The sequence below is a fragment of the Mesorhizobium sp. M1078 genome, assembly GCF_040318615.1.
Taxonomy (GTDB): domain Bacteria; phylum Pseudomonadota; class Alphaproteobacteria; order Rhizobiales; family Rhizobiaceae; genus Mesorhizobium.
This window is the reverse complement of record NZ_JAMYMP010000023.1, coordinates 45523-68901: the sequence shown is the minus strand read 5'-3', so window position 1 is coordinate 68901 and position 23379 is coordinate 45523. Positions and strand designations below refer to the sequence as shown.

Genomic DNA, 23379 nt, shown 5'->3' with positions numbered 1-23379 from the left:
CGAACGAGTTCCTAATGCATTGCGGGCAATTTCAGCGTCACGACTGTGCCTGACCCGAGGATGCTTTTTAGATCGATGCTTCCTCCCGCTTCTTCAACGAAGCGTTTGACCATCGGCAATCCAACACCACCCAATCCCTCGCCCTTTGTCGTAAAGAAGAGATCAAATGCTCGCACCATGGTCTCGTTGGTCATCCCAATTCCGCGGTCTTCAACCCGAACATCCACCCCCTTGGAATTCTCCGATACCAACGCGTGAACTGAAATCAAACCGCCGTCGGGCATCGCATCGCGGGCATTGAGCAGAAGGTTGAGGACTGCATTTTGCAACCCGACGCGATCGCACCTTACCAAAGGAAGGTTGGAGCCGACGCAAACCTCGACACGGATGTTTTCATCCCAAGCACTTCGAACAAAAGCTTCGACGTCGGCCAGGCAAATGCCCACGTTAGCATTTGAAATTACGCCTTCGATTTCTCTGGCTGTCCTGATGGTCTGCCTGACAAGACAACCGGCTCTCTCCAGAGCGGTCTTGGCGCCAGCAATTACCACCCCTGCGCCCGGAGCCGTTGCGATATTCGGGTCTCGACCCAGGTGGTTCAACGCAGATGAAGCCACCTGAATGAGATTACCAAGGTCATGGACGATACCGGCAGTCGAGATCTGCAGGGCGAGACCACCTTGCGGATTGTTCCCCCGGACGTCGAATATGCTTTCATCTACTTGGAGACTTGACATTCCATTCCTCCGTTTGCTGAACAAACATTTTTTTGCGTTCCGAAGCGGACGCACCATCGCTGGCCTGCCCTGACCGAGGACAAGCTAACCGGATGCCAGGAGCACTCTCCTCGCCGTTTGTTTCAGACAACTCCCGCGCACAATCCGACGCAGCGCGTGCAAAAGGAGCCCCAAACGGCGTCGCCCGGCTTCGTAAAGGCATAGACATCAGTGAGATCCAGACGCGCATCTCCCCGTGGGAACACAAAATTGGGACCAGAATAATGATGTGACATCGTCATATCCTCCTCAAGGGAAAATTGGTTGACAAGGTCGAAACCCAGAATTCCAGCGTTTACGTCTTCAAAACAGATACTCCGCACCGGCATCAATCAACGGTGTTCACCCAACTGAGTACTGACAGCTGTCAAAGTTGGAATATATTGAACGATGGTATTACCAATACTTTGGTGTCGATCGCTTCCATGCTTACACGTGCTAGTTTGCGATAGTAAGCGCTGACGGTGAGCATCCCTCTTTGGTTGCTCGGTGAGCGGAACGGGCTGGCAGTGGCTGGCAGAAAGGGCGCAGTGATGGCTCGCTTGCTGTCGGTCAATGTGGGCTTGCCGCGTGGCATTCCTTGGCAAGGAAAGACCGTCAACACCGCAGTCTGGAAAACATCGGTTGAAGGCCCACGTCAGGTACGACGGCTCAACGTCGATGGCGACAGGCAGGGAGACCTGGCGGGGCACGGCGGCGAGCAAAGGGCGGTTTTGGTCTACCAATCGGAATCCTATCATTATTGGCAACGCGAGCTGGGCCGCGAGAACTTTTCCTACGGCCAGTTTGGGGAGAATTTCACAGTCGATGGCCTGTCGGACGATGAGGTATGCATCGGCGACCGCTATCGGATTGGGAGCGCCTTGTTCGAAGTGACCCAACCGCGCGTCACTTGCTACCGGGTCGGTATTCGCATGAACGAGCCGCGCATGGCCGCGCTGCTGGTTGCGCGAGGCAGGCCCGGCTTCTATCTGCGCGTCCTGGAAGAAGGCCAGGTCGAGGCTGGAGATGAGATCGTCCAGGTCGGGATCGGCCCTGAACGGATGACTGTGTCAGAGGTCAATGCGCTGCTATATTTGCCAGGCCACCCTCACAGCCAGATCGAGCGGGCGTTGCGCATCCCGGCGCTAAGCGAAGGCTGGCAGGGATCCTTCCGGGCGATGCTAGCACAAAACGAAGACCGCGATGCCAGGACAGGCAATGCCGGACTTGATCCAATGTCTGGACCACCACCTGCGTGGACAGGATTTCGCCCGCTACGCGTGGTGCACAAGATCCCCGAAAGCGTTAGTGTGATGTCGCTGGTGCTAGAGTCCGTTGATGGATCCCGCCTCACAGCAGCACTCCCTGGACAGTTTGTCGTGCTGCGCCTGCAGGTGGCGTCCGACGGCCCGGCCCTAATGCGCAGTTATTCTTTGTCGGGCGGACCTGGTGAGCGCTGCTACCGAATAAGCGTAAAGCGGGAACTCCATGGAGTGGTGAGTGCCTACATAGACGACCGGGTCAAAATGGGCGACGTGCTCGACGTAAGCGCACCACGCGGCAGCTTCACTCTTCGGACGGACGATCGTCCAATCGTCCTTCTAAGTGCCGGGGTGGGCGTCACGCCCGTGATTGCGATGCTCCATGCACTGGCGGAAACAGGTTCGACGAGGGAAGTCTGGTGGCTCCACGGCACTCGATGTAGCCGTGAGCATGCCTTTGCCCAAGAGGTTCGAGACTTGCTGAAAGTCTTGCCCAACAGTCACAGCCATATAAGCTACAGCGCGCCCGATCCAGATGACAGGCAAGGTGTCGATTTTGATGCCCTCGGACGCCTGGACATCGAGGTACTTCGAAAACTGGACATTCCGCGCCATGCCAATTTCTATCTGTGCGGACCATCCGCCTTTACGGGCAACCTGAGCGCGGCGCTTGCAGCCTGGGGCGTCGGCGCCGACCGGGTCTACACGGAGCTGTTCGGCCCAGGTCCTTCTAGTACCCCGGGCATTGCCGCCGCTCCAGGCCGGGCGCCGCATCTACCTGCCGAAACCGACGGTACGGGACCTCTGGTTTCGTTCGCACGGAGCGGCCTGAGCGTCCGCTGGGGCTCAGGATTCCAGAGTCTGCTTGAGATTGCTGAAGCGTGCGACGTCCCCACGCGATGGTCGTGCCGCACAGGGGTCTGTCACATTTGCCAGACCGGGCTTGTGGCTGGAACAGTCGCCTATCGGCCCGATCCAATCGATCCGCCAACAAGCGGCAACATCTTGATCTGCTGTTCCCAGCCAAATGGAGACGTCGTCCTTGATCTCTAAGGCAGCGGATAGGAATTGTTTGGGTGCATGTGGAAGAAAATTTCCGTGTCGGGCAATCACGTGACCGCACCGACCTCGATTACGGCCTCGGCGAAAGCCAGCGGAGCTTCCTGGGGTAGATTGTGCCCTATGCCGCCCGTGATCAGTCGATGAGAGTACCTCCCTGAGAACATCTTCGCGTAGGCGCTGGCTTCCGGGTGAGGAGCACCATTGGCGTCGCCCTCCAGCGTTATTGTAGGCACGGTGATGACGGGCGCCTGCGCAAGCCGCTTCTCCAGGTTCTCATATTGAGGTTCGCCCTCGGCCAGGCCGAGACGCCAGCGGTAGTTATGGATCACGATCGCCACATGATCGGGATTGTCAAACGCGGCAGCACTACGGTCGAAGGTCGCATCGTCGAAATTCCATTGCGGCGATGCAAGACGCCAGATCAGCTTTGCGAAATCGCGCGTAAATTTCCGATAGCCGGCCTGCCCACGATCGGTTGCAAAGTAATACTGATACCACCATTGCAGTTCCGCGCTCGGTGGCAGCGGCTGCCTACCTGCCTGCTGATTACCTATCAAATAGCCGCTCACTGAAACCATTCCTTTGCACCGCTCTGGCCATAGCGCAGCGACAATATTGGCGGTTCTGGCGCCCCAGTCACAGCCGGCAAGAATAGCCTGTTCTATTCTGAGGGCATCCATCAGCGCAATGACGTCCAAGGCAACTGCGGACTGCTGCCCGTTGCGCATGGTGCCATCGGAAAGGAACCGTGTTGTGCCGTACCCTCGTAGATACGGTACGATCACGCGATAACCTTTAGAGGCCAACAAAGGCGCGACACCGACATAAGTTTGGATGTCGTATGGCCATCCATGAAGGAGGATCACCGGTGCGCCGGTCATAGATCCCATCTCCGCGTATCCGATGTTAAGCAAACCGGCGTCAATTTGCCTTAATGAACCCAACAGCTCTTGTACCGCTTTCTTGGGGAGTTCTTTGCTTGTACTTCTGACAGCGGATCTCGCCGCCGCTGGCTTCTCGATCCCCAGTTCAAAGGCAGTCATCGCGGCAAAGGCCGTGCCTAGTAAGCGGCGGCGATTGTGGTCAATTTGTTGTGGGATGCTGTCCATTTTCAAACCTCCTCAGGAAATGGTTTGTCCGTTGTTGCCCCACGTGCAACTAAAATGCGCGGCCGGGTGGGGGGCGACCCGGCCGCGCTACTGGGCGAAGACGATGCGGGGAGAATCGCCTCTTTCGCCTCAGATTGCTCGGCGTAGCGGTCTGAACGCCTCTCTGAGCTCGTTAGAGAAGACGTAAGGCTGCTCCCACGCCGCGAAATGACCGCCTCTATCCACTTCATTCCAGTAAATGACGTTACCGAAGCTTCTATCGCCCCAACTCCTCGGTGCGCGGTAGATTTCGGCCGGATAGACGGTGACCGCTACAGGGACCTTCGGGATGTCGAACGCATCAAACGGACCACCGCCTGCTTGCGCGCCTTCCCAATACGACCGCGATGATGAAGCTCCTGAGTTGGTAAACCAGTAGAAGGAGATGGCATCCAGCATCTCGTTATACGTGAAGATCCGTTCCGGCTCTCCGTCGCTATCGGTCCACTCCGCGAACTTGTCGTAGAAGTAAGCTGCCATTGCGACCGGAGAATCGGAGAGGGCATAGCCGATGGTTTGCGGGCTCTGATTCATCATAGCCGCATAACCGAAACCGTCGCGGTAGAAATGCAGCAGCCGATCGTAGGCGCTCTTCTCCCGATCCGATAATTCCACCGGGGCCGGGTCGAAATTACGGAGATGCCGAAGAATGCTCGGGGGTACAGTCCCGGGCATGTTAACGTGAATGCCGAGAAGACCTTTCGGAGCCTGAACGGCCAGCACCTGCGAGACGATCGCGCCCCAGTCGCCTCCCTGGGAGACGTATTCGTTGTAATCCAGCCTGAGCATTAGCTCGTGAAACGCGCCAGCTATCCGCGCCGGACCCCAACCGGTCGCAGACGGCTTACCCGAGAAGCCGTAACCCGGCATGGTCGGAAGGACGAGGTGAAATGCATCTTCTATCCGCCCTCCATGCGCAGTGGGATTGGTCAGGGGGCCTATGACTTTCAAAAGCTCCACAATCGAGCCTGGCCAACCATGCATCATAAGCAAGGGCATTGCCCCCTCGTGTGGGGAGCGGACGTGCGCGAATTGAATATCTACTCCATCAACACTAGTAATGAATTGCGGCAATTTATTCAGTTTCGTCTCCACCTTGCGCCAGTCATAACGACTCCCCCAATACTCGACCAGCGTTTGCAGCTTTGCTAGTTGGACGCCCTGGGAGCGATCATTGACGGTCTCCCGTTCCGGCCATCTTATAGCTTTGATACGCCGGCGAAGATCTGCAAGCGCCCAAGTCGGGACATGAATACTGAACGGACGGATAGATTCTTGCCCGACCGCTGCTTGCAGAGCCCTAGGCACCAGATTGGCCGCTCCAACTGCGGCGGCTGCAACAATGACATCACGTCGAGTTGGTGATAGCGATATCGCTGACATCATTTGTTCCTCGATAAACCCAATTTATTCACATAAGTTAAGTATATACCTAAAACAGCCTAAATCCATCACACCTTTGTATCAACAATACTTTACGATTGGTCACAGACAAGCAACCAATGATCACCGATCCGTGTCGGCGCCGTACCGTCATGGTCTCGCGCGGCATACGGCAAACACAGCTATCCTGCATCGCGCCAGGAGCAACTACGCCCCTGCTCACGTCGGCAGCGGCTGCCCGATCTGTTCCGCTGCCATGTATTCGGCGTACCAGTCGGGCCAGTTCTCATCGCGTGTTCCGCCTGTCCGCTTCTCGTGCTCGCCATGCGCGGCCGCGGTGCGCCGGAGTGCACCTGCAAGCTCATTCAACGAGGTGAATGTCGTGTCGCCGGCCTCCACGCGTCCCGGCAGCCGCACAGTGATTTCCTGCAACAACCACCCGTTGCCGTCCGGGTCCTTGAAAGAGGCGAACGAGGAATAACTGCGCCCCTCTGGATCCTTGCCGCTAATTGCCGGCTGTCCAGGACCAGCACGGTGGAACACTTCGCTGGCGTCGGCCCCGCGCGCCACAAGCTCGGCGCGCGCTGCTTCGATATCGGACACAATGAGATAAAGTCCCTGTGCCGAGCCGGGCGCGGCCGACGTGAGGCCGGTGCCGAAGTGGATCGAGGCCGGTGAACCCGGGGGCGTAAATTGTACAACCCGAAACGTGTCACCGACAGGGAAGTCGGCGTCGAGCCGCCACCCCAGGCCGCCATAGAAACGCTTGGCACGATCGACGTCCGAAACGGGGATAACCACGGCCTCGAACTTCAGGTCGATCATCGCTGTTTTCGCAGTTTTGCTGCGCACTACATCGTCACTCATGTCGAGCTCCTTAGTTTGGCGGCAGGGCATGCCCAAGTACATCTGCGTGAGCAGTGCCAGCGACCGCGTCAATTACTCAATGCTATCGCCGCATGACTTTCCATTGATCACGACTTCGGCTTTCATCGACATGCGGGGCGCCACCTCAGAGGAACCCTCGCGACGCCATGCTTCAACCGTCCCCGGAAGCGCGCCGATGATCCCGACAATCGCCGTCGCGGCGAGCAACTCACGTTGTGTGGCCGTTAGTGATCTTGCTGGCATCGCGCCGCGCTCCGTCCGTGCTCCTCGCTCCGAACACAGCATCCAGTTTCGGTGGAGATTAGTCTATTGCACGTTGGTATCGGCAGGGTTGCAGTGTTCCCGACGCATCGCGGGCCAGCGATTGGAAAGCTAAGCAGATCGGTCGATCGAACCGAATTACTCCTCGGCATTCGGCAAGCGCAGTACCACGGATCGGCATTTTTCCCACCGACCTATGCCAAAGTGTGGACGATACCATCGCACAATATATTCATTCCTATCCGCAGGTAGATAACAGTCCGTCCGGAGAGTATCGGCCAGTGGAAGTTATCAATAGATCACCATCGCGATCGTCGAGTAGGCGGTTGTCTCATCGAGGAGAAGAATTCGTTATGAACACCAAAACTACATGCCTCGTCCTAGCGTTTACTCTTTCGGCTCTCGGCAGGGATGCGTTGGCTGGCGCGCTTGATGTTATCGACCCCATCAACAAGCAGTCGTTTTACACCAGTTCTATCAAGGAGCCCGTCCACACGAATCCCATCATGAGAGGCAGATTCAAGGCAGCCTTCAAAACCCTGCCGCACGCGAAGCGTATGGCGATGATGAGAGAGTGCCAGGACGCGGCAATGACAAAGCCTTATGCGGAATTCTGTGCCGATCTGAATGCCCTTGCCGGCTCATGATCCTCCAAGCCAGGGTGATGAACCCTGTTGAGCCGGACAATGGCGGGCCTAGTGCCCGCCATTTTGTATCCATGCTTGCTGTGGCTGGAAAACCTGCCGTCTGTGCCCATGGCTTTGCCCCTTGGAAACCGGCCTGGTGACATCAGTCGATGTCTCGCTGTGAGGCCGCGCAATGCGAAGCTGGTTCCAACGCATTGCCCCTCATCAAGCGAGGGCCGCAGCCGCCGATTTGTCTCACCGGTCAATCCCAATGTATCGCCGATACCATCGTCAAGATGCCCTTGCCGTTTCGTGACCCACCGAGTCAAAGGGAGCGAATATGATGGCGACCAAAATGCTCGCCATCATATCGGCACGCCTTCAGCTAAAAGGCTGTGATACATTGCTGCTTTGCTTCATTTGCAATCCCTCTGCAATGGCATGCTTTGAAGTCGCCATGATGGACCTGACCTACCGCTCAACCGCTCTTGAAGCGCTTGTCGTAAGAACAAAACATCCCGCCGTCCCACCTCCCGGTGGTTCTCCGCAGGTGTGGCACCGGAGAGGCATCGGGCCGCCTGGTATCCACAACCCAAATAGCGGCACCAGGATCCACCGCGCTTGCCTCACACTGTTTCTCTGTCGGTCTGGAATACCCATCGCGCACTCTGTTGGTTCCCATTTCGCTGTCGCGTTGCGCAAGATCGTCTGCCATTGGCTCAGACTTGGCAGAATTGTAGGAGAAGCGTCCCCCCCCCGGTATCTGTGTGTCCCGAATGTTGCCGTTATGCCGCGCAAACCCTCCAACGCTGCAACGTCGGTGACATGAGTTCCTCCCAATTGCCCACAGTGGGCGATTCGCGGCCCGGTCAGGCTCACTGCGCCGAGAATTTCGCGCCGGTCGGTCAAGAAATCGGAGCCCTATCAGGTAGAGCGCAGATCGACCTGCAGTAGCGGCAAAATCTATTGTACGATAGCCTCGGCAATATTTTGTGGCACTCGGCGGGGCAGGTCGGCAGGTCAGAACGATCATAGAGACGCTGGCCGCCCGCCGGCGAGGAGGCCATGTGATCTGACATCAAGTCCGACCGCATTTTGGGCCATACGAAAGACGAGGAAGCGACAGCGGTGAGATTTCTCGCGCCGCATCCGCCCGACAAACTCAAGACCATACCAGGGCGATTGTTCGAAGGCGTGGGCTGGTGCCGAGGGCCGCAGGGTATTTCTAATACCATGGTACCCGCGACACCTAAGCATAATAACCAATCTTCGAATTTTCGACAAATGTCCCTGCAGACATCAATCAACCAGGAGATTTGTTATGTTTCTCTTCCGTTCGAATCTTTTGGCGGTAGCGGCGAAGGTCGGCTCCGTCGCGATCACTGTCGGACTCAGTTCGGCGCCATTCCAAAGCGCCCGCGCCGAGACCTTGCCAGGACAGTCTGGCGCCCCTTACCAGAGTATGCCATCGCTGGCGCCGATAGGTACGCGCGTTGACCACTATCTTCCGATTCCCAAGGAAGACGTAACCCCGGCCATCGAGACGAAGAAGGGATACCGGAGCCAAGAGTTGGGCCGTGGCCTCTACATGGTCACCGACAACGGCTACCAGTCGATGTTCCTGGTGTACGAAACCGGCGTCGTCGTGGTCGACGCACCTCCGGGATACTCGGCCCACATACGTCAGGCTATCACCGAGGTGACCGACAGACCAATCACACATATCGTCTACAGCCATGCGCACGTAGATCATATTGGCGGCGTAATCGACCTCGGCGGTCATCCAATCATCATCGCCCAAGAAGAGACCCTGCGGCTGCTCGAACGAGCCAAGGATCCGAGGCGGCCTTTGCCTACGGTCACGTTCAAGGATCACTACACCCTGAACGTCGGTAGCCAGGTTCTCGACCTGAGCTATCCCGGCAGCAGCCCCCATGAGCCAGGAAACATCTTCATCTATGCTCCCGAGCAGAAGGTCCTGATGGTGGTCGACGTGATCTTCCCTGGCTGGATGCCGTGGCGTCGCTTTGCGCTTGCCAAGGACATCCCCGGTTACTTCGACCAGGTGGCGTACATCGACACATTGCCGTTCGAAACGCTCGTCGGAGGTCATGTCAATCGCGTGGGTACTCATTCCGATGTACGTACGCAGCTCGAGTTCATGAATGACCTGAAGTCAGCTGCCGTTGCTGCCCTCAAATCAACGCCCCCAGGCGAGGAAATGGAAGCCGAGGACAAGCCCAATCTCTGGGCCGTCTACGACAACTACATCGACCGCGTCGTTGTGAAATGCGTCAATGCCGTCACGCCCAAGTGGCAGTCCCGACTGGCCGGCTATGACGTATTCATCTGGGACCAGTGTTACGCGATGGAGCAGAGCCTTCGTATCGACTGACGACCTGGCAACCCGGGAGCTCAGCCGGGGGTCGTAGCTATGTGACGATCCGCGGGGGGGTAGCGCGAAGCGTGGTCTCAGAGGATTTGCCGGAGAGTCAGCCCGCTCTGCGCGTAGCCGGCAATCCTCGGAGCATGGTCAGACAATTTGTAAGATCGACTGCCCCGCATGTTGGAGATTGGATCGTTGAGATGCTCCGAGCTGAAGGCTTTGAAGGACCCACGCAATCGGCTTTGAGGAGTGACAACGGACCGCAACCGGCGGCGTCTCCTGTGTTCGGCCTGGTGGCTTCGCAGAAATCAACGCAAGCACCAATAGGCTGGGCTCGAAAGACCGCTATTCTAGTGGTGGCGACTGTGACGATGTCGCTGTCGGCAGCCTGGGTCTAGCAATGGTATTTCCACGGCCGTTCCGAAGAGTCTACCGACAACGCTTATGTCCGCGGCGATATAACGAGTATCGCGCCCAAGCTCTCCGGCTATGTGGTGGAAGTTGCAGTTGGCGACAACGCCGACGTTAGCAAAGGGAGCTTTCTGTTTCGCATCGACGACAGTGATTACCGAGCGAAACTCGACGAAGCCATTGCCACTCTTGCGACCCGACAGGCCGAGATCGCAAACATTGAAGCAACGCAGAAACTGCAAGATGCCTTGATCGAACAAGCGGTGGCGCAGCAGCGCTCGGTCTCAGCGGATTTGCTGTTGTCGAGCGCCAATCTTGACCGCTACATGGCTCTGCGAAAGAGCGGGACGGCCAGCGAACAAAAACTCCAGGATGCGCAGACCGCGTTCGCAAAAGCCGAGGCGGGGGACAAAGCCCAGGCGGCCAATACTCTGGCGCAGAGGCTGAAGCTTGGTGTGCTCGACGCCCAACTCGCCGGCGCCCAAGCAGCGATGGCTCTGGCGAAAGCTTCCGTTAGTCTGGCCAGGATGGATCTCGCCAATACCGTCATCCTGTCGCCGATCGACGGTGTCATCGGCAACCGGCAAGTTCGCGTCGGACGCTACGTCACGCCTGGCACCCCGGCGATGGACGTTGTTCCGGTCAAGGGTATATGGGTCGTCGCCAATTTCAAGGAGACCCAGCTTGGCCGAATGGAGGTTGGACAGCCTGTTCAGGTGGTGATCGACGAGTACCCTGACGTTCATATCGATGGTATCGTCGACAGCTTCGCCCCGGGTAGCGGGGCTGCCTTCAGCGTGCTGCCACCGGACAATGCGACGGGTAACTTCATCCGCGTCGTCCAGCGCGTTCCAGTCAAGATAAGACTTACACACAATCCGTTGCCTGGTCGGCTGGTTCCCGGACTTTCAGCCCGCATTGCCGTCCGGGTGGGCAGAGGAACCGATCCCGCGACCACCACTTCGAACCCGGTCGGCGACCTTGCGGATAATCGGCCCGGTACGGCACAATGAGCCGTCAGATCGAACCGCCACCGTTACTGACTAAGCCCGAGGTGCTCGGCGCCGCGATGGTCTTGACCGGAGTTGTACTGACAGCCGTCATGGATTCGATCGCCAGCACGGCGCTCTCTATTGGGCGCTTGGATATGCTGGGCGACATACATGCCACGACCGACGAATTCGCGACTTTCGACATCGCATTTCTCGCGGCCAAGCTGACCGGCTTTTTGGTCGCGCCGCTGTTTGTTGCAGCGCTAAAGCCTACGCCCTGTTTGCGCGCCGGCACGGTCGCGCTTCTCTTGGCATCTGCCGCAATGATCTCTTCCGTCGATATTGCCTGGATTGACGTCTGCCGCATCGTTCAGGGTTTTGCCGGCGCGACCGTGCTCGTGGCAGGCCAGACACTGCTGTTCCTTCGTTTCCCGAGCCGTCAGCAACCGATTGTGCAAGCTCTCTTAGCCCTCGGCTCCGTCATGGCCCCAACGACATTGACACCAGCGCTCCAAGGTTGGGTTGTCGACCACCTTTCGTGGGACTGGATATTCCTGAGCAACGTGCCGATGGGCATTCTCGCCCTCGTCATGCTCGCGGCGGACCGCGGACAAACGGTCCGCCACAGAATCCGCATCCCCTACATCCAGATCGCGCTGGCTGGAATCGCCGCAGCCTCTTTGACCTATGTGTCGCAACAAGGCAGCAGGTTCAATTGGTTCGACGACGGGCACATCATCCTTCTCACCCTGACCGGTCTGCTGGCGGTCATCCTGCTGCTGCTGTGGGAGTTCCAATTTGCATCGGATCGTCTGATACTTCCCGCGTCGCCCTTAGGCGATCCCGACTATTGCTTCGCCCTTGTCGCCAGTCTGGTAGCCGGATTTGCCCTATCCGGCAGCGCCTTTCTCATCCCCGCCTTTGCCTTGAACGTCCTCAACTTCACAGCTACGGATGCTGGAACTCTTCTCCTGCCGAGTGGAGCAATGTTGGGCTGCTCGCTGGTAATTGCAGGAATCGGCGTAAAAAAAAGCGGAATAAGTCCGTTTGCTCTGGCTCCTGTCGGGATCGTGTTTTTCGCCTCGTCAATGTGGCTCATGTCGGGTTCGACAAGCGACAGCGGAGCTGTGGATTTGGAGTTTCCACTGCTCCTGCGCGGCTTTGGACTGGGTTTCCTGTTCGTGAGCTTGACGCTGATTGCGTTCATGCAACTTCCTGCGACAGCGCTGCCCTTCGGCATCGGTCTTTTCGATCTTGGCAAGCAGGTTGGTGGTCTGGCTGGCACGGCTCTCCTGCAGACTTATCTCGATCGACAACTTGCCTATAATCGGACGGTACTGGCATCGCACCTGGATGTTGGCGATGTTGTCCTCGAAGAGCGCCTGAAGGCAGTGGCGGGCCAACTTGGAGCTAGGGGGCTCGACGGTGTTGCTGCTGGTAAAGGCGCACTGCTGGTTCTGCGGCAGGCCGTGGACAGGCAAGCCGTCACCATTTCCTTCAACGAGGCCTTCTTGGCGATTGTGCTGTTGTTCTTGGTCGCGGCGCCTTGCCTTATCCTCTCCAGGAGGTTGCTTGGCCGTCGATCCTCAGTCCCGGTAGGTGGATCGAGGGTCTGATGCATGTCGCGCAAAAGTGCGCAGCGGTTTTGTGATGACGACATGCATGAAAACAGATCCTAAAGCGCGTCGCCTGAATCCGTTCAAACGTGACGCGCTCTTGGCCGCTATCGCTGCCAACCGTCGGGTCAATAGCTCTTACGCCTCAAGGAGGTTTCGCACTTAGAAAGCGGCCTGTGAGATACTACCTTGGTGCCGTGGCGGCGCGCTCCAGGCTGCCGGCTGGATTGGCCAAATCGACGAAAGCGAATTCAATGTTCGGTTTCGTGGTCGGAGTAATCCCGATTGCGGTCCACCGGCGAGGACGAACGGAATGGCGCCTCGAGGCCAGAAAGGTCTTTCTTGCCGAGTTATGCGTCTTCGCTAAGATCAATAGCTCCTTTGCGGACTGGATGGTGTTGGTCCGCAGAACGCGTTCTCCAGCGTGAGCACGTCAAGGGACCCAGATCTGCTCAAAGACCCTACGGGTTATGACATCCTATCCTCGACGGATGGCGCGAAGGTCCGCCGAATGCTCAGGCCTCACCCCGCGGCGTTCCCATTGCTGCCTGGGCTTCCTGAGCCGTGGCCGGGCCGCGGAGCACGTTGGCTACCAGAACGGCAACAATTGTGCCGGTCACCGGTCCCAAAACATAGACCCACCAGGTGGACAGATCGCCGCGGGCCAGGTCGGGACCGAAGGCGCGGGCGGGATTCATCGCGCCTCCTTCGTACGGGCCGCCCAACGTCCCGAGCGACATCACGTAAGCACCCACCGCAATGGGGATGAACTGGCCATTAAGCTTAGGGCCATTTGCCATCGAAAGCACCATCAAAACCATGCCAAACGTAAGGATGGCCTCGAAGAAAACCGCCTGCATGGCCTGCCCAGCTTGCGGGACGCTGGCTGCCAGGTTGCCTTCAATGCCAAAAAACGAGCGGGCAAGAAATGATCCGGCTGCGGCCGCGACTAACTGCACAACGACATAGGCCGCGCACATTGGCCAACCCATGTCGCCGCGCAATGCAAAGGCAAATGTCATGACAGGATTGAAGTGCGAACTGATATCACCGAGGAAATAGATGGCCACGACCAGCCAAAGCGCGGAAATCGCCGATAGGATAAATGCAGCGATGATGGGCTCAACCTTTATTCCGCCGTACAGTACGAGGATGGCAGCGCCAGCCGACAATACGAAGGTCAATCCTGCCGTGCCGATGAACTCGGACAGCAGGCGCCGAAATCGATGCTCGGAACTTTTCCAGTTGGCGTTGAATCGAGGTTGACCAATCTGCAACGCGAGTGCCGCCTCGCCGAACACGACAGGGGGGATGCTCATGGGTCCTCCTAGAAATCCTGGGTTGAAGTGATGACTGCCTCTGCCGAGGCCGGCAGCGGATCCGAATCCCGCGTCTGACGAACTGACGCGATCCTAGGCGCAGGTTGCGACGAAAGGTTTGACCATTTTCTCCGGGTCAACCACTCGGTCGAACAACGCTTCGGAAACGAAGCCGAGCTTCAGCGCGGCCGCCTTGAGCGTCATATCGTTGTCCATCGCATAGTGCGCGATCTTCGAAGCCTTATCATAGCCGACAACAGGCGAGAGCGCGGTCACGAGCATCAGCGACTCGCTCACATATTGGGCGATCTTGTCCTTGTTGGGCTGCGTGCCCTCGACCAGAAACTTGCGGAAATTCGTGCAACTGTCGGCCATGATCGTGATCGAATGAATGATGTTGTGGATGATCAGGGGCTTGTAGACGTTCATCTCGAGGTAGCCGCTCGCTCCGCCAAATCCGACCGCGACGTCATTGGCCATCACTTGCACAGCCACCATGGTTAGTGCTTCGGCCTGGGTGGGATTCACCTTGCCTGGCATGATGGACGAGCCCGGCTCGTTCGCCGGTATTATGAGTTCGGCGAAGCCGGCCCGCGGTCCGCACGACATGAGACGGACGTCGTTGCCGATCTTGTACAGGGAAATTGCCAGCGTGCGCATCGTGCCAGAAAACTGCACAAGCGCATCGTGAGCGCCCTGAACGGCGAACTTGTTCGGCGCCGTTACGAAGGGAAGCCCGGTCAGCCTCGCGATTTCCGCTGCGGCCGCTTCTGCGAAACCTGGTGCCGAATTGATCCCCGTGCCCACCGCGGTACCGCCAAGGGCGAGGCGATAGACGCCATCCAGCGAAGTCTCGAGCCGATCCAGATCGTCGGCGAGCATTTCGGCATATCCCGACCATTCCTGGCCCAAGGTCAGCGGCGTCGCATCCTGCATGTGGGTGCGGCCGATCTTGACGATGTCCTTCCATTCCTCCGATTTGCAGCGGAGAGCTTCGTAGAGCTGCTTGACCGCCGGCATCAGTCGCTGTTTGGCATTGCTCGCCGTAGCGATGTACATCGCGGAAGGGAATGAATCGTTCGACGACTGCGCCATGTTGACATGGTCGTTCGGATGTACCGGTGTCTTGCTGCCAAGGACCGTCCCGACCAGCTGGCAGCACCGGTTAGAAATCACTTCATTGACATTCATATTGAACTGGGTGCCGCTACCCGTCATCCAGACATGCAGGGGAAACATGTCTTGATGTCGCCCGGCAAGGATCTCGTCACATGTCTGGACGATCAGTCGATGGACCTGATCATCGAGTCGCCCACCAGTGTAGTTTGCATTGGCAGCGCCTTTCTTAAGGACGGCATAAGCCGCGATCATCTCGCGAGGGATCAAATCCTTCCCTATGGAAAAGTACTCGAGAGACCTTTGCGTTTGGGCTCCCCAGAGCCTATCGGCTGGCACATCCACCTCGCCCAGACTATCAGTCTCCTTGCGCATTTGAATCATGATCAGTCCTTTTCACACGCCTCACGTCGCTCCATCGAATTCCACGTTGCAAATTACTCCTGATACTTGGCGGTATATTGCTCCAGGTTCTTCTCGACATCCCCAGGCTGCTGCAGCCCTTCATCGACAAGGACCTTCACACGCGCCTGAGCCGCAGGTCGTTGTACAGAAGTGATGAATGCGTCCCAGCCCGGCTGCATTTCGGAGTCCGGGGGCAAACTGGCCTGGTTGATCAGGTTCTTGGTGTCGGCAATCGCCTGCCCATCGAACGAAGCAATGCGCGTCGCCAAGGCGTCGACAAAACCGTCCAATTCTGAATCGGGCAGCGCCCGGTTCACATAGCCGTAACGCTCGGCAAGTTCGCCATCAAAGCCCTCGGCACCGATTAACATTTCTATAGCGCGGCCGCGGCCGACCAACCGAGGCAGTCGCGCCATAGGGCCGCCCCCAGGGACGAAGCCGGCGCCAACTTCAAACTGCGACACGACCGCCTTTTCCCGACTTGCAAAGCGCATGTCTGCCGCTAGCGCAAGCTCGCTCCCGATGCCACTCGCCCGTCCGCGAATTGAAACAATCGTCACCGCCCTCAGGCGGCTGAGGCGCACCATGATATCCGGCACGGGATGCATGCCCGTTGGCCCCGGCTTCATACCGCTGGAGTCCTTAAGAGGACTCAAAAGGTCGTAATGAGCGATGAAATAGTCCGGCACCGCGCTGTCAAACACCACGACCTTGACCCTCGGATCCGCTTCGATCTGGCCCACAATTTTTGCAAGCTCGCGGACTTCGGACGGGCCAACTATATTGAGCGGCGGATTATCGAAAGTGACTTCCCAGTAGGCCTCACTCTTCCGCGTCAGGCGGATCTTCGCCGTCTTCGTAGTTGGCGTCGTTGCAAGCAGCGTGCTATAATCACTGGATTGCTTTGAATTCTGCCCGAACACACTAATTGAGAAGCATAACAATGCAATAATGGAAAACAGTATCACTGGTTTTCTAGGTTTAGAGTTGTCCATTGCTATCTCCACCTCATTGGTCGTCGAGATCGACACCGTTGAAAGAGATTAACTTTCGACACCGATATTTAACAATGCCAAACACCATCTCTCTCGAAAATACTGACGAACACCCCCCTGCCTCGCCAGCCGGTCTGCCAACAATTCCACATTACTTCGAAACTATGGATATAGGTGCAGGAACATTGTCGCCAAAGCGATAGGACGATGGTGTCGCCAATACCTTGGCATTGATGAGACTTCTCACCGCGATGGCGATTGCACGATAGTTCGCGCGCGGAGAAACCTCTACTCAGTGATGCGCAGTCGGGCCGCCATGTTCACCAATTCGGCCAGCGAGCGGGCCTGCATCTTCCGCATAGCCTGGCCACGGTGTGCCTTGACTGTGATTTCGCTGATGCCAAGCTCAAAGCCGACCTGCTTGTTCAAGAGACCACGCACGACCAGCGTCATAACCTCTTGCTCGCGTCGGCTGAGCGATACATAACGATCCCTAAGGACGTGCAACTCAGAGTCCAGAGCAAGTGCGGTCTTACTTCTTTCGAGTGCCAGCTTGATCGCACCCAAAAGTTCCTCGTCGTTGAATGGTTTGGTGAGAAACTCGGCAGCCCCAGCTTTCATCGCTTTTACCGTCATCGGTACGTCGCCATAGCCGGTTATGAAGATGATGGGCATGTCGGTACGGTCGACAGATATGAGCTTCTGCAGGTCGAGCCCACTCAGATCAGGAAGATTCACGTCGAGGATCAGACAGTTCGCAACCAGCGAACGTGACCGCTCGAGGAATGCCTTTGCTGAGGCGAACGTCTCTGGTCGCCAGCCCACAGAGCAGATGAGTAGTTCCAACGATTCGCGTACCGAAACGTCGTCGTCGACAATGAATACGACAGGTGTTTCGTCCGACATGGTTGACGATCTCGCCGCACCGTCTCGTTGAACCGCCAGATAAGAGTACATCGCAAATTATCCTCCTGAGATGGCATTAACAATCTACCAGGTTCAAGGATCACGGAGCGCCGAAATAAGCGCGTCCTGAAGAACCTGATCGCTGAACGGCTTGAACAGACACTCCACTGCACCCTGTTCGATGAGACGCTGGCGGATCGTGCTATCCCTTTGCGCGGTGATATAGATGATCGGGATCATCTTGCTGCGACGTGCCAGCTCGACTTGCAGCTCGGGTCCCGTCATGCCAGGCATGGCAACATCGAGAATGAGGCACTTGGTCTTATCGACGGCATCAGATGCGAGGAACTCCTTCCCTGAAGAGAATGCCTTCACGCTAAAGCCGAACTCCTGCAGCAAATCTGGTAGGGACTCACGTACGGATTGATCGTCATCGACCACCGACACGAGTGCATGCGTAAGCTTCATCTAACCCCCACACTGACCTTTGAGCGTCGCCGACCTCGGACACCCGCGCTTAGAGCCACGTCCCCTGCTGACAACTGGCACTTGGAATACTCGGGTACGGAAAACGTAAACGTAGCCCCCGGGCCGTCATTCGCTGCCGCCCACAGGCGCCCGCAATGGTTATCGATAATGGAGCGGCTGACGGACAAACCTATCCCCATGCCTTCATTCTTGGTTGTGTAGAAAGCCTCGAATACCCGCTCCGGACCATCGGCGCCGAACCCCGTACCTGCATCTTCTACCGAGAGACGCACAGAATCCTCTCCGTCGGGTTCAGTTTTAATCACCAACCGCTTGGGCCGATCTTCGACGCCGCTCATCGCATCCGCAGCATTTCGCAACAGGTTCATAATCACTTGCTGAAGTTGAACACGGTCGCCTGCGACGAGGGGAAGCCCCTCAGGGAATTGGGAGGTCAGAACCACGCGACTTCTCTGAAGGTCGCCCGCCGACAATGCTATTACCTCGCGTGCAGCCTCGTTCAAATCTACCGGCTCGATCGTAGGGGCTTGTTTGCTGAAGAGCGCACGCAGTCGCGCGATCACATCGGCGGCAAGGTTGCCGTCGCGTATCGTGCGACGTGCCGTCACACGTGCGCCGTCAACATTTGGCGGATCGGCGGCCAACATCCGAAGGCAGGTGCTCGCGTTGGTGATGATGCCCGACAGCGGCTGATTGACTTCATGTGCTATCGAGGCGGTCAACGCTCCGAGACTCGTAACCCTGGTGACATGTGCGAGTTCAGACCGAGCCTTGCCAAGGGCTTCTTCCGCCTGCCGGCGCTCTGTGACGTCCTGAACTGCAGTAAGGCATTCCATCCGGCCATCCTGATGACGGATGACCCGGCCGAAAGTGCGGAGATACTTTACCCTGTTGTCCGACATCCGTAGCCGAATCTCGTAGCCCAGATAGCTCTGACCGCTGCGAATCCGGGTCATTTGCGTAGTTAGTGACGGAATGTCGTCCGCGTGGATTCGCCCACTGATGTGGTCGAGCGTCACAGGGACATTCGGGTCAAATTCAAAGATACGATAAAGTTCCTCGGAAAATGCGATCTCGTCTGTGTCCAAGCGCCACGAGAACGCACCAGTTGAACTCAGACGTTGAGCTTCCGAGAGCAAAGTTTCGGTCCGCTTAAGCGCTGCTTCGGTCAGGGAACGCTCGATAGCGATGCTGGCGATCTGCGTTGCGTGCGCAATGAGATCCTGGTGGTGCGGCGATGGGGCCGCTGGCTTTCGTTGGACGATGCAAAAGGTGGCTAACACCCGCCCTTCCCTGGAACAGACCGGCGTACTCCAGACCGATCTGTATCCGTGCTGCAGAACATGGGACCGAACAGGCGACGTATACCAGCGCGGATCGGATTCGATGTCCACCGCTACCACCTGTATCTTTTGAGAAGCCGCTATGCCACATGGCAAAAGCTCACCGCTGACGGGCATCCCCGCAATCGGGTCGCTGTAGGCGGAAGGCAGAGAAGGAGCCACGGCATATTCAAATGTCGAGTTGCTCCAATTGATCAGGTGAACATCACATACGCAATCAGGCGCGGCCCCTTCAATAAATTCGCACAATGCGCTTAGAACATCGCGAAGCAAACTGCCCGATGCGATCATCTCCAGCAGTTGCTTTTCGCCCGCGAGGAACGCTTCCGCCTGCTTTCGACCCTCAATATCATGGCTCATGCCGTACCAGCGGGTCACTTTACCGGCGTCGTCGTGGAGCGGCACGCGACGGGCCATGTGCCAGCGATACGTACCATCGACCGCTCGCACTCGGTATTCATGTTCGAACGGTTCTCCAGCCGTGACACATGCGCGCCATTTGCTCTCTTCAAGTCCGATGTCATCTGGGTGGATTGCGCCTCTCCACCTACCATTCGTCACATCCTCAGCAGAGAGCCCCGTGAACTCGCGTCCCCGCCTGTTGATAGAAATTCGCGAGCCATCCGCGTTATAGGTCGCAACCAGCGCCGGTATGCCGTCGATAGTCCGTTGTAGCTCGCCCTCAGCTTCGATGGCCTTGTCCTCAGCCCGCTTCCGCTCATCGATGTCAGTGTTCGCCCCATACCATTTGACGATGTTGCCAGTCTCATCCCGCAACGGGTTAACGCGGATAAGAAACCACCGATAACTTCCATCAAATCGGCGCAATCGCGCTTCGGTCTCCCCGGCCTTACCCGAGGCTATGATTGTCTGCCATATGGTGATCAGCCCATCCAGGTCGTCAGAATGGACCGCGGCCGTCCAGCCCCAACCCCTCGCCTGCTCAATGGATTGACCCGTGTACTCAAGATAGGGATGGCTTAGAAACTCAATGGGGCCGTCGGGCCGAGCTGACCACGCCATCGCAGGAATGGTATCGATGATGAGTTTAAAATTGTGCTGACTTGTCACGACCACTTCTTCGCTTTTGCACAGTGCTTCTTCTGTTCTGCGGCAATCACGCGAAACGCCTCGTCATCGCCGTTGAAGAAAGCACGGCCATGACGCGCTCCGCCGAGTTCATATCCGGCGAAGGAAGCGGATGCGTCGGTTTTCTCCATGGCCGTTGTCGCCTAACAGAACGGGTCTACGTCGTGGCGGACCATGCCCCCGGACAACACGAACGTCTATTATGCCTTGGTGTCGATTTTGGTGACGGAGATCGAAACGCGCGATGGGAAAAAGCCAACTCAAACGCTTCAAGGCAATGACGGGCAATGTCTGCGACCCGCGATGCATTCACCATCAAGTGGAGCAAACCCTGAACAAGCCGGCGGCCGGCGCCGAACCTTTGGCTTGGCAAGCGGTGCATTGTGCTAAGACTCAGCAACCTCAGCCTTAGCCTAGCGACCTATATTCGATGCTGGAGTAACCATTATTCCATGGTATCGGCGACACCATCGGATAATGGATTTTGATACCTCTTCCGGCTTTTCATTGGTCCGTCCGGCCAAAATGGTTCTCAACCTCCGGGACACTCAGTGAGGCTTTCAGATGCGTTCCGACATCATTCCAGGATCGATTTTTCCGGATTATGAGTTACCGGATCATGGCGCCGTGCGACGAAGGCTTTCCGAATTGCAGGGGGAAGACCCCATGGTCCTGGTTCTCGGCAGAGGTGGGTACTGTCCTAGGGACCGACGGCAGGCGGAAGGGCTTGTTCAGCTCTATCACGAAATGGCGGTGGGTTATTGCCGGCTCGTCACCATCACCACGGATAATCTCCTAGAGACAAACGAGTATCGATTGAGCGCTGGCGCTCATTGGCCTTTTCTTTCCGACTCGCGGCGCGTGATCCAGAAGGACCTCGACATCGCCGAGTACACGGATCCCGCGCACAACCCCATGATCCCTCACGTTATCGTCATGGAACCCGGCCTCATCGTCTCCAAGGTCTACAATGGGTATTGGTTTTTCGGGCGACCCACCGTGGAGGAACTGCGGCAGGACATGCGAGCGGTGACCGTGAAATGCCGACCGGATTGGGACATCACCAGCCCGGAACTCAAGGCTGCGTGGCAGACGGGTCGTAAGGAGCTCTTCTATCCCTATGGAAAGACGCGCGCTCAAACACTTCGCGAAATGAAATGAATTCGAAGATTGTCGGGGCGCGAGAGCGGGCTGGCAAGGTGACGAGCTTTAGTCGCTGTGCGAGGTTAGGCCTTAGGGGGTAAGAAGATCTGATATGGAAGACCGGGAGATACGAGCGGCTCTGGATCGCCACTGGGCCGCCTCCGATGCGAACGATCTCGAGGCGGAACATCAGGTTTATCGGGAGGACGCGGTGCTCGATTATCCGCAATCGGGCGAGCGCATTCGCGGATTGCGATGCATTCAGTCGTCCCGCGCCGCGCAGCCGAACAAGAAACGCTTCACGGTGCGGCGCATCATCGGCACGGGCGACCTCTGGGTCACGGAATTTGTCCTGACCTATGACGGGCGGCCGTCCTACGCAGTGAGCATCATGGAGTTTCTCGATGGCAAGGTGGCTCGCGAGACCCAGTATTTCGGCGATCCGTTCGAGCCGGGGCCTTCGCGTGCGGAATGGGTCGAGCGGATTCCCTGAACCCTGGCCGCCATAAAGGATGGTCATCCGCCGCCCACTCGCCCGCCCCCGGAGCTGCCGAACGATACGGCCGCCCTCGCCCGCTATCTCATTGGCAAGTTAGTGGTTCGCGAGTTGCCGGAAGGCGTCGCCAGCGGTCGCATCCTCGAGACCGAAGCCTATGTCATCGGCGACGCCGCCGGCCACGGCTATCGCGGGATGACGCCGCGCAACCGCTCGCTGTTCCTCGAGCGCGGGCATGCCTATGTCTATCTCGCCTACGGCACCTTCTATGCTCAACGTCTCGAACGAGACGCCGGGCACCGGCATCGGCGTCCTGATCACGGCGTTCGAGCCGCTCGAACGCATCGAGATCATCCGGGCAAATGTCGAAGCATTGAGCGCTTGCGCGACTTGGCGCGAGGACCGGGAAGGCTCGCCCAAGCGCTGCGGATTGATCGTTCGCTCGACGGGCTCGATCTTTGCCGGAAGGCCTCGATGACTTGGACGCGATCACCACGGCATCGCATGCGGTAGCCATGAACCCGGTGAAATTGGGCAGAGCAACGCGATCGGCATTTTGAAGGATGCGAGCGCCTGCCGCGATTTTTGTGTCAGGGAGAGTCCGTTCGTCAGCGACCCAGGAGTACGGGGGAAAAGACGGCCGCCCGTGCTTCCCAAAACGAAAAGCCGGCTTGAAATTCCCATGGCCCGAAGGCGAACCCTCTCACTAAATGAAATCCTTGGCTGCACAATGCTTCAGTGCCATCCCGCCGAGTAGGATCGGTCATCGCGAGGCGCAGAACGACATGTCCGCGGCCATTCTCCGCGTCAACAATCATGACGGCGAAGACTTCGCGAAAGTTTCGGAGGTACTTGGGCAGCGGTTAGAGCACGGGTCTGCGACGTCCGCAACATCCTGAACCGGTCAGTGGAGAACAGCGTTGAGAGCATCAAGCAGCGCAGTGTCAGTAAACGGTTTTAGCAGACATTCGACTGTCCCGCTCTGACGCAGACGCTGACAGACCCGGTCATCACCATGTGCTGTGATAAAAACGATCGGAATCTGCCGACCTTGGAGCGCCAGCTCGCGTTGGAGCTCGATGCCGGACATACCAGGCATTGCGATGTCAAGAACCAAACACTTAGTTTGATCGACCCGTTTAGAAGCCAGGAATTCCTCCGCCGAGGAGAATGCCTCGGCCTCATGCCCAAAGACACCGATTAGATCCGGCAGAGACTCGCGAACGGACTCATCATCGTCAACAACAGCGATGTAGGCTCGTGGTATCATTGTGCATTTCCAGAA

The 23379-nt window shown here is 57.5% G+C and carries 20 protein-coding genes; 8 read left to right on the top strand and 12 right to left on the bottom strand.

The window, feature by feature from the left end; genetic code table 11:
* Positions 1-11: 11 nt before the first annotated feature.
* Positions 12-737, bottom strand: a complete 726-nt coding sequence (locus tag NKH38_RS24260; protein WP_023669196.1) for a sensor histidine kinase — start codon at positions 735-737, stop codon at positions 12-14.
* A 572-nt stretch (positions 738-1309) separates the two neighbouring features.
* Between NKH38_RS24260 and NKH38_RS24255 the strand changes: the two genes are divergently transcribed.
* Positions 1310-3073 carry an MOSC and FAD-binding oxidoreductase domain-containing protein gene (locus NKH38_RS24255; protein WP_023669197.1) on the top strand — a complete coding sequence of 588 codons (1764 nt, stop codon included), beginning with the start codon at positions 1310-1312 and terminating at the stop codon, positions 3071-3073.
* A gap of 56 nt (positions 3074-3129) precedes the next feature.
* Here NKH38_RS24255 and NKH38_RS24250 read toward each other — a convergent pair whose 3' ends face one another.
* The 3 genes from NKH38_RS24250 to NKH38_RS24240 form a co-directional block, all read right to left on the bottom strand.
* Entirely contained in the window at positions 3130-4191 is a 1062-nt protein-coding gene (locus NKH38_RS24250; RefSeq protein ID WP_023698541.1) for an alpha/beta fold hydrolase, read from the bottom strand.
* A 129-nt stretch (positions 4192-4320) separates the two neighbouring features.
* Entirely contained in the window at positions 4321-5613 is a 1293-nt protein-coding gene (locus tag NKH38_RS24245) for an epoxide hydrolase family protein (protein WP_023669199.1), read from the bottom strand.
* 219 nt (positions 5614-5832) lie between these two features.
* Positions 5833-6480, bottom strand: a complete 648-nt coding sequence (locus NKH38_RS24240; protein ID WP_023669200.1) for a VOC family protein — start codon at positions 6478-6480, stop codon at positions 5833-5835.
* Between the two features lie 635 nt (positions 6481-7115).
* Between NKH38_RS24240 and NKH38_RS24235 the strand changes: the two genes are divergently transcribed.
* From NKH38_RS24235 to NKH38_RS24220, 4 genes are all read left to right on the top strand, one after another.
* Positions 7116-7409 carry a hypothetical protein gene (locus tag NKH38_RS24235; RefSeq protein WP_023669202.1) on the top strand — a complete coding sequence of 98 codons (294 nt, stop codon included), beginning with the start codon at positions 7116-7118 and terminating at the stop codon, positions 7407-7409.
* A gap of 1300 nt (positions 7410-8709) precedes the next feature.
* Complete coding sequence (locus tag NKH38_RS24230) at positions 8710-9783, top strand: MBL fold metallo-hydrolase (RefSeq protein WP_023669203.1); 1074 nt, start codon at positions 8710-8712, stop codon at positions 9781-9783.
* Between the two features lie 449 nt (positions 9784-10232).
* A complete protein-coding gene (locus NKH38_RS24225; protein WP_352764803.1) occupies positions 10233-11198 on the top strand; it encodes an HlyD family secretion protein in 966 nt (321 codons plus the stop codon).
* Positions 11195-12793, top strand: coding sequence for an MFS transporter (locus NKH38_RS24220; protein WP_023669205.1), 1599 nt, complete (start codon positions 11195-11197; stop codon positions 12791-12793). Before NKH38_RS24225 ends, NKH38_RS24220 begins: the two co-directional genes overlap by 4 nt.
* Positions 12794-13308: 515 nt before the next feature.
* Here the strand turns inward: NKH38_RS24220 and NKH38_RS24215 are convergent.
* The 7 genes from NKH38_RS24215 to NKH38_RS24185 all read right to left on the bottom strand — a co-directional run bounded on the left by NKH38_RS24215 (position 13309) and on the right by NKH38_RS24185 (position 20586).
* On the bottom strand, positions 13309-14112 hold the full coding sequence (locus NKH38_RS24215; RefSeq protein ID WP_352764793.1) for an MIP/aquaporin family protein: 804 nt from the start codon (positions 14110-14112) through the stop codon (positions 13309-13311).
* A 93-nt stretch (positions 14113-14205) separates the two neighbouring features.
* Complete coding sequence (fumC, locus tag NKH38_RS24210; RefSeq protein WP_023706331.1) at positions 14206-15612, bottom strand: class II fumarate hydratase; 1407 nt, start codon at positions 15610-15612, stop codon at positions 14206-14208.
* A gap of 53 nt (positions 15613-15665) precedes the next feature.
* A complete protein-coding gene (locus tag NKH38_RS24205) occupies positions 15666-16628 on the bottom strand; it encodes an enoyl-CoA hydratase/isomerase family protein (RefSeq protein WP_084624951.1) in 963 nt (320 codons plus the stop codon).
* Between the two features lie 288 nt (positions 16629-16916).
* Positions 16917-17585, bottom strand: coding sequence for a response regulator transcription factor (locus tag NKH38_RS24200; RefSeq protein ID WP_023669210.1), 669 nt, complete (start codon positions 17583-17585; stop codon positions 16917-16919).
* Positions 17586-17627: 42 nt separating this feature from the next.
* Positions 17628-18002, bottom strand: a complete 375-nt coding sequence (locus NKH38_RS24195; RefSeq protein ID WP_023669211.1) for a response regulator — start codon at positions 18000-18002, stop codon at positions 17628-17630.
* Positions 17999-20437: a PAS domain-containing protein gene (locus NKH38_RS24190; RefSeq protein WP_156940629.1), complete on the bottom strand. Its 2439-nt coding sequence runs from the start codon at positions 20435-20437 to the stop codon at positions 17999-18001. The genes NKH38_RS24195 and NKH38_RS24190 overlap by 4 nt, the downstream gene beginning before the upstream one ends.
* A complete protein-coding gene (locus tag NKH38_RS24185; protein WP_023669213.1) occupies positions 20434-20586 on the bottom strand; it encodes a hypothetical protein in 153 nt (50 codons plus the stop codon). The genes NKH38_RS24190 and NKH38_RS24185 overlap by 4 nt, the downstream gene beginning before the upstream one ends.
* Before the next feature lie 433 nt (positions 20587-21019).
* Here NKH38_RS24185 and NKH38_RS24180 point away from each other — a divergent pair, with 433 nt between their 5' ends.
* The 3 genes from NKH38_RS24180 to NKH38_RS24170 all read left to right on the top strand — a co-directional run bounded on the left by NKH38_RS24180 (position 21020) and on the right by NKH38_RS24170 (position 22607).
* Positions 21020-21616 (top strand): redoxin domain-containing protein, encoded by a 597-nt coding sequence (locus NKH38_RS24180; protein ID WP_023669214.1) that lies wholly within the window; start codon positions 21020-21022, stop codon positions 21614-21616.
* Positions 21617-21710: 94 nt separating this feature from the next.
* A complete protein-coding gene (locus NKH38_RS24175; protein WP_023669215.1) occupies positions 21711-22091 on the top strand; it encodes a nuclear transport factor 2 family protein in 381 nt (126 codons plus the stop codon).
* 102 nt (positions 22092-22193) lie between these two features.
* Positions 22194-22607: a DNA-3-methyladenine glycosylase gene (locus NKH38_RS24170; protein ID WP_245265681.1), complete on the top strand. Its 414-nt coding sequence runs from the start codon at positions 22194-22196 to the stop codon at positions 22605-22607.
* 391 nt (positions 22608-22998) lie between these two features.
* Here the strand turns inward: NKH38_RS24170 and NKH38_RS24165 are convergent, their stop codons facing one another.
* Entirely contained in the window at positions 22999-23364 is a 366-nt protein-coding gene (locus tag NKH38_RS24165) for a response regulator transcription factor (protein WP_023669218.1), read from the bottom strand.
* Between the last annotated feature and the right edge of the window lie 15 nt (positions 23365-23379).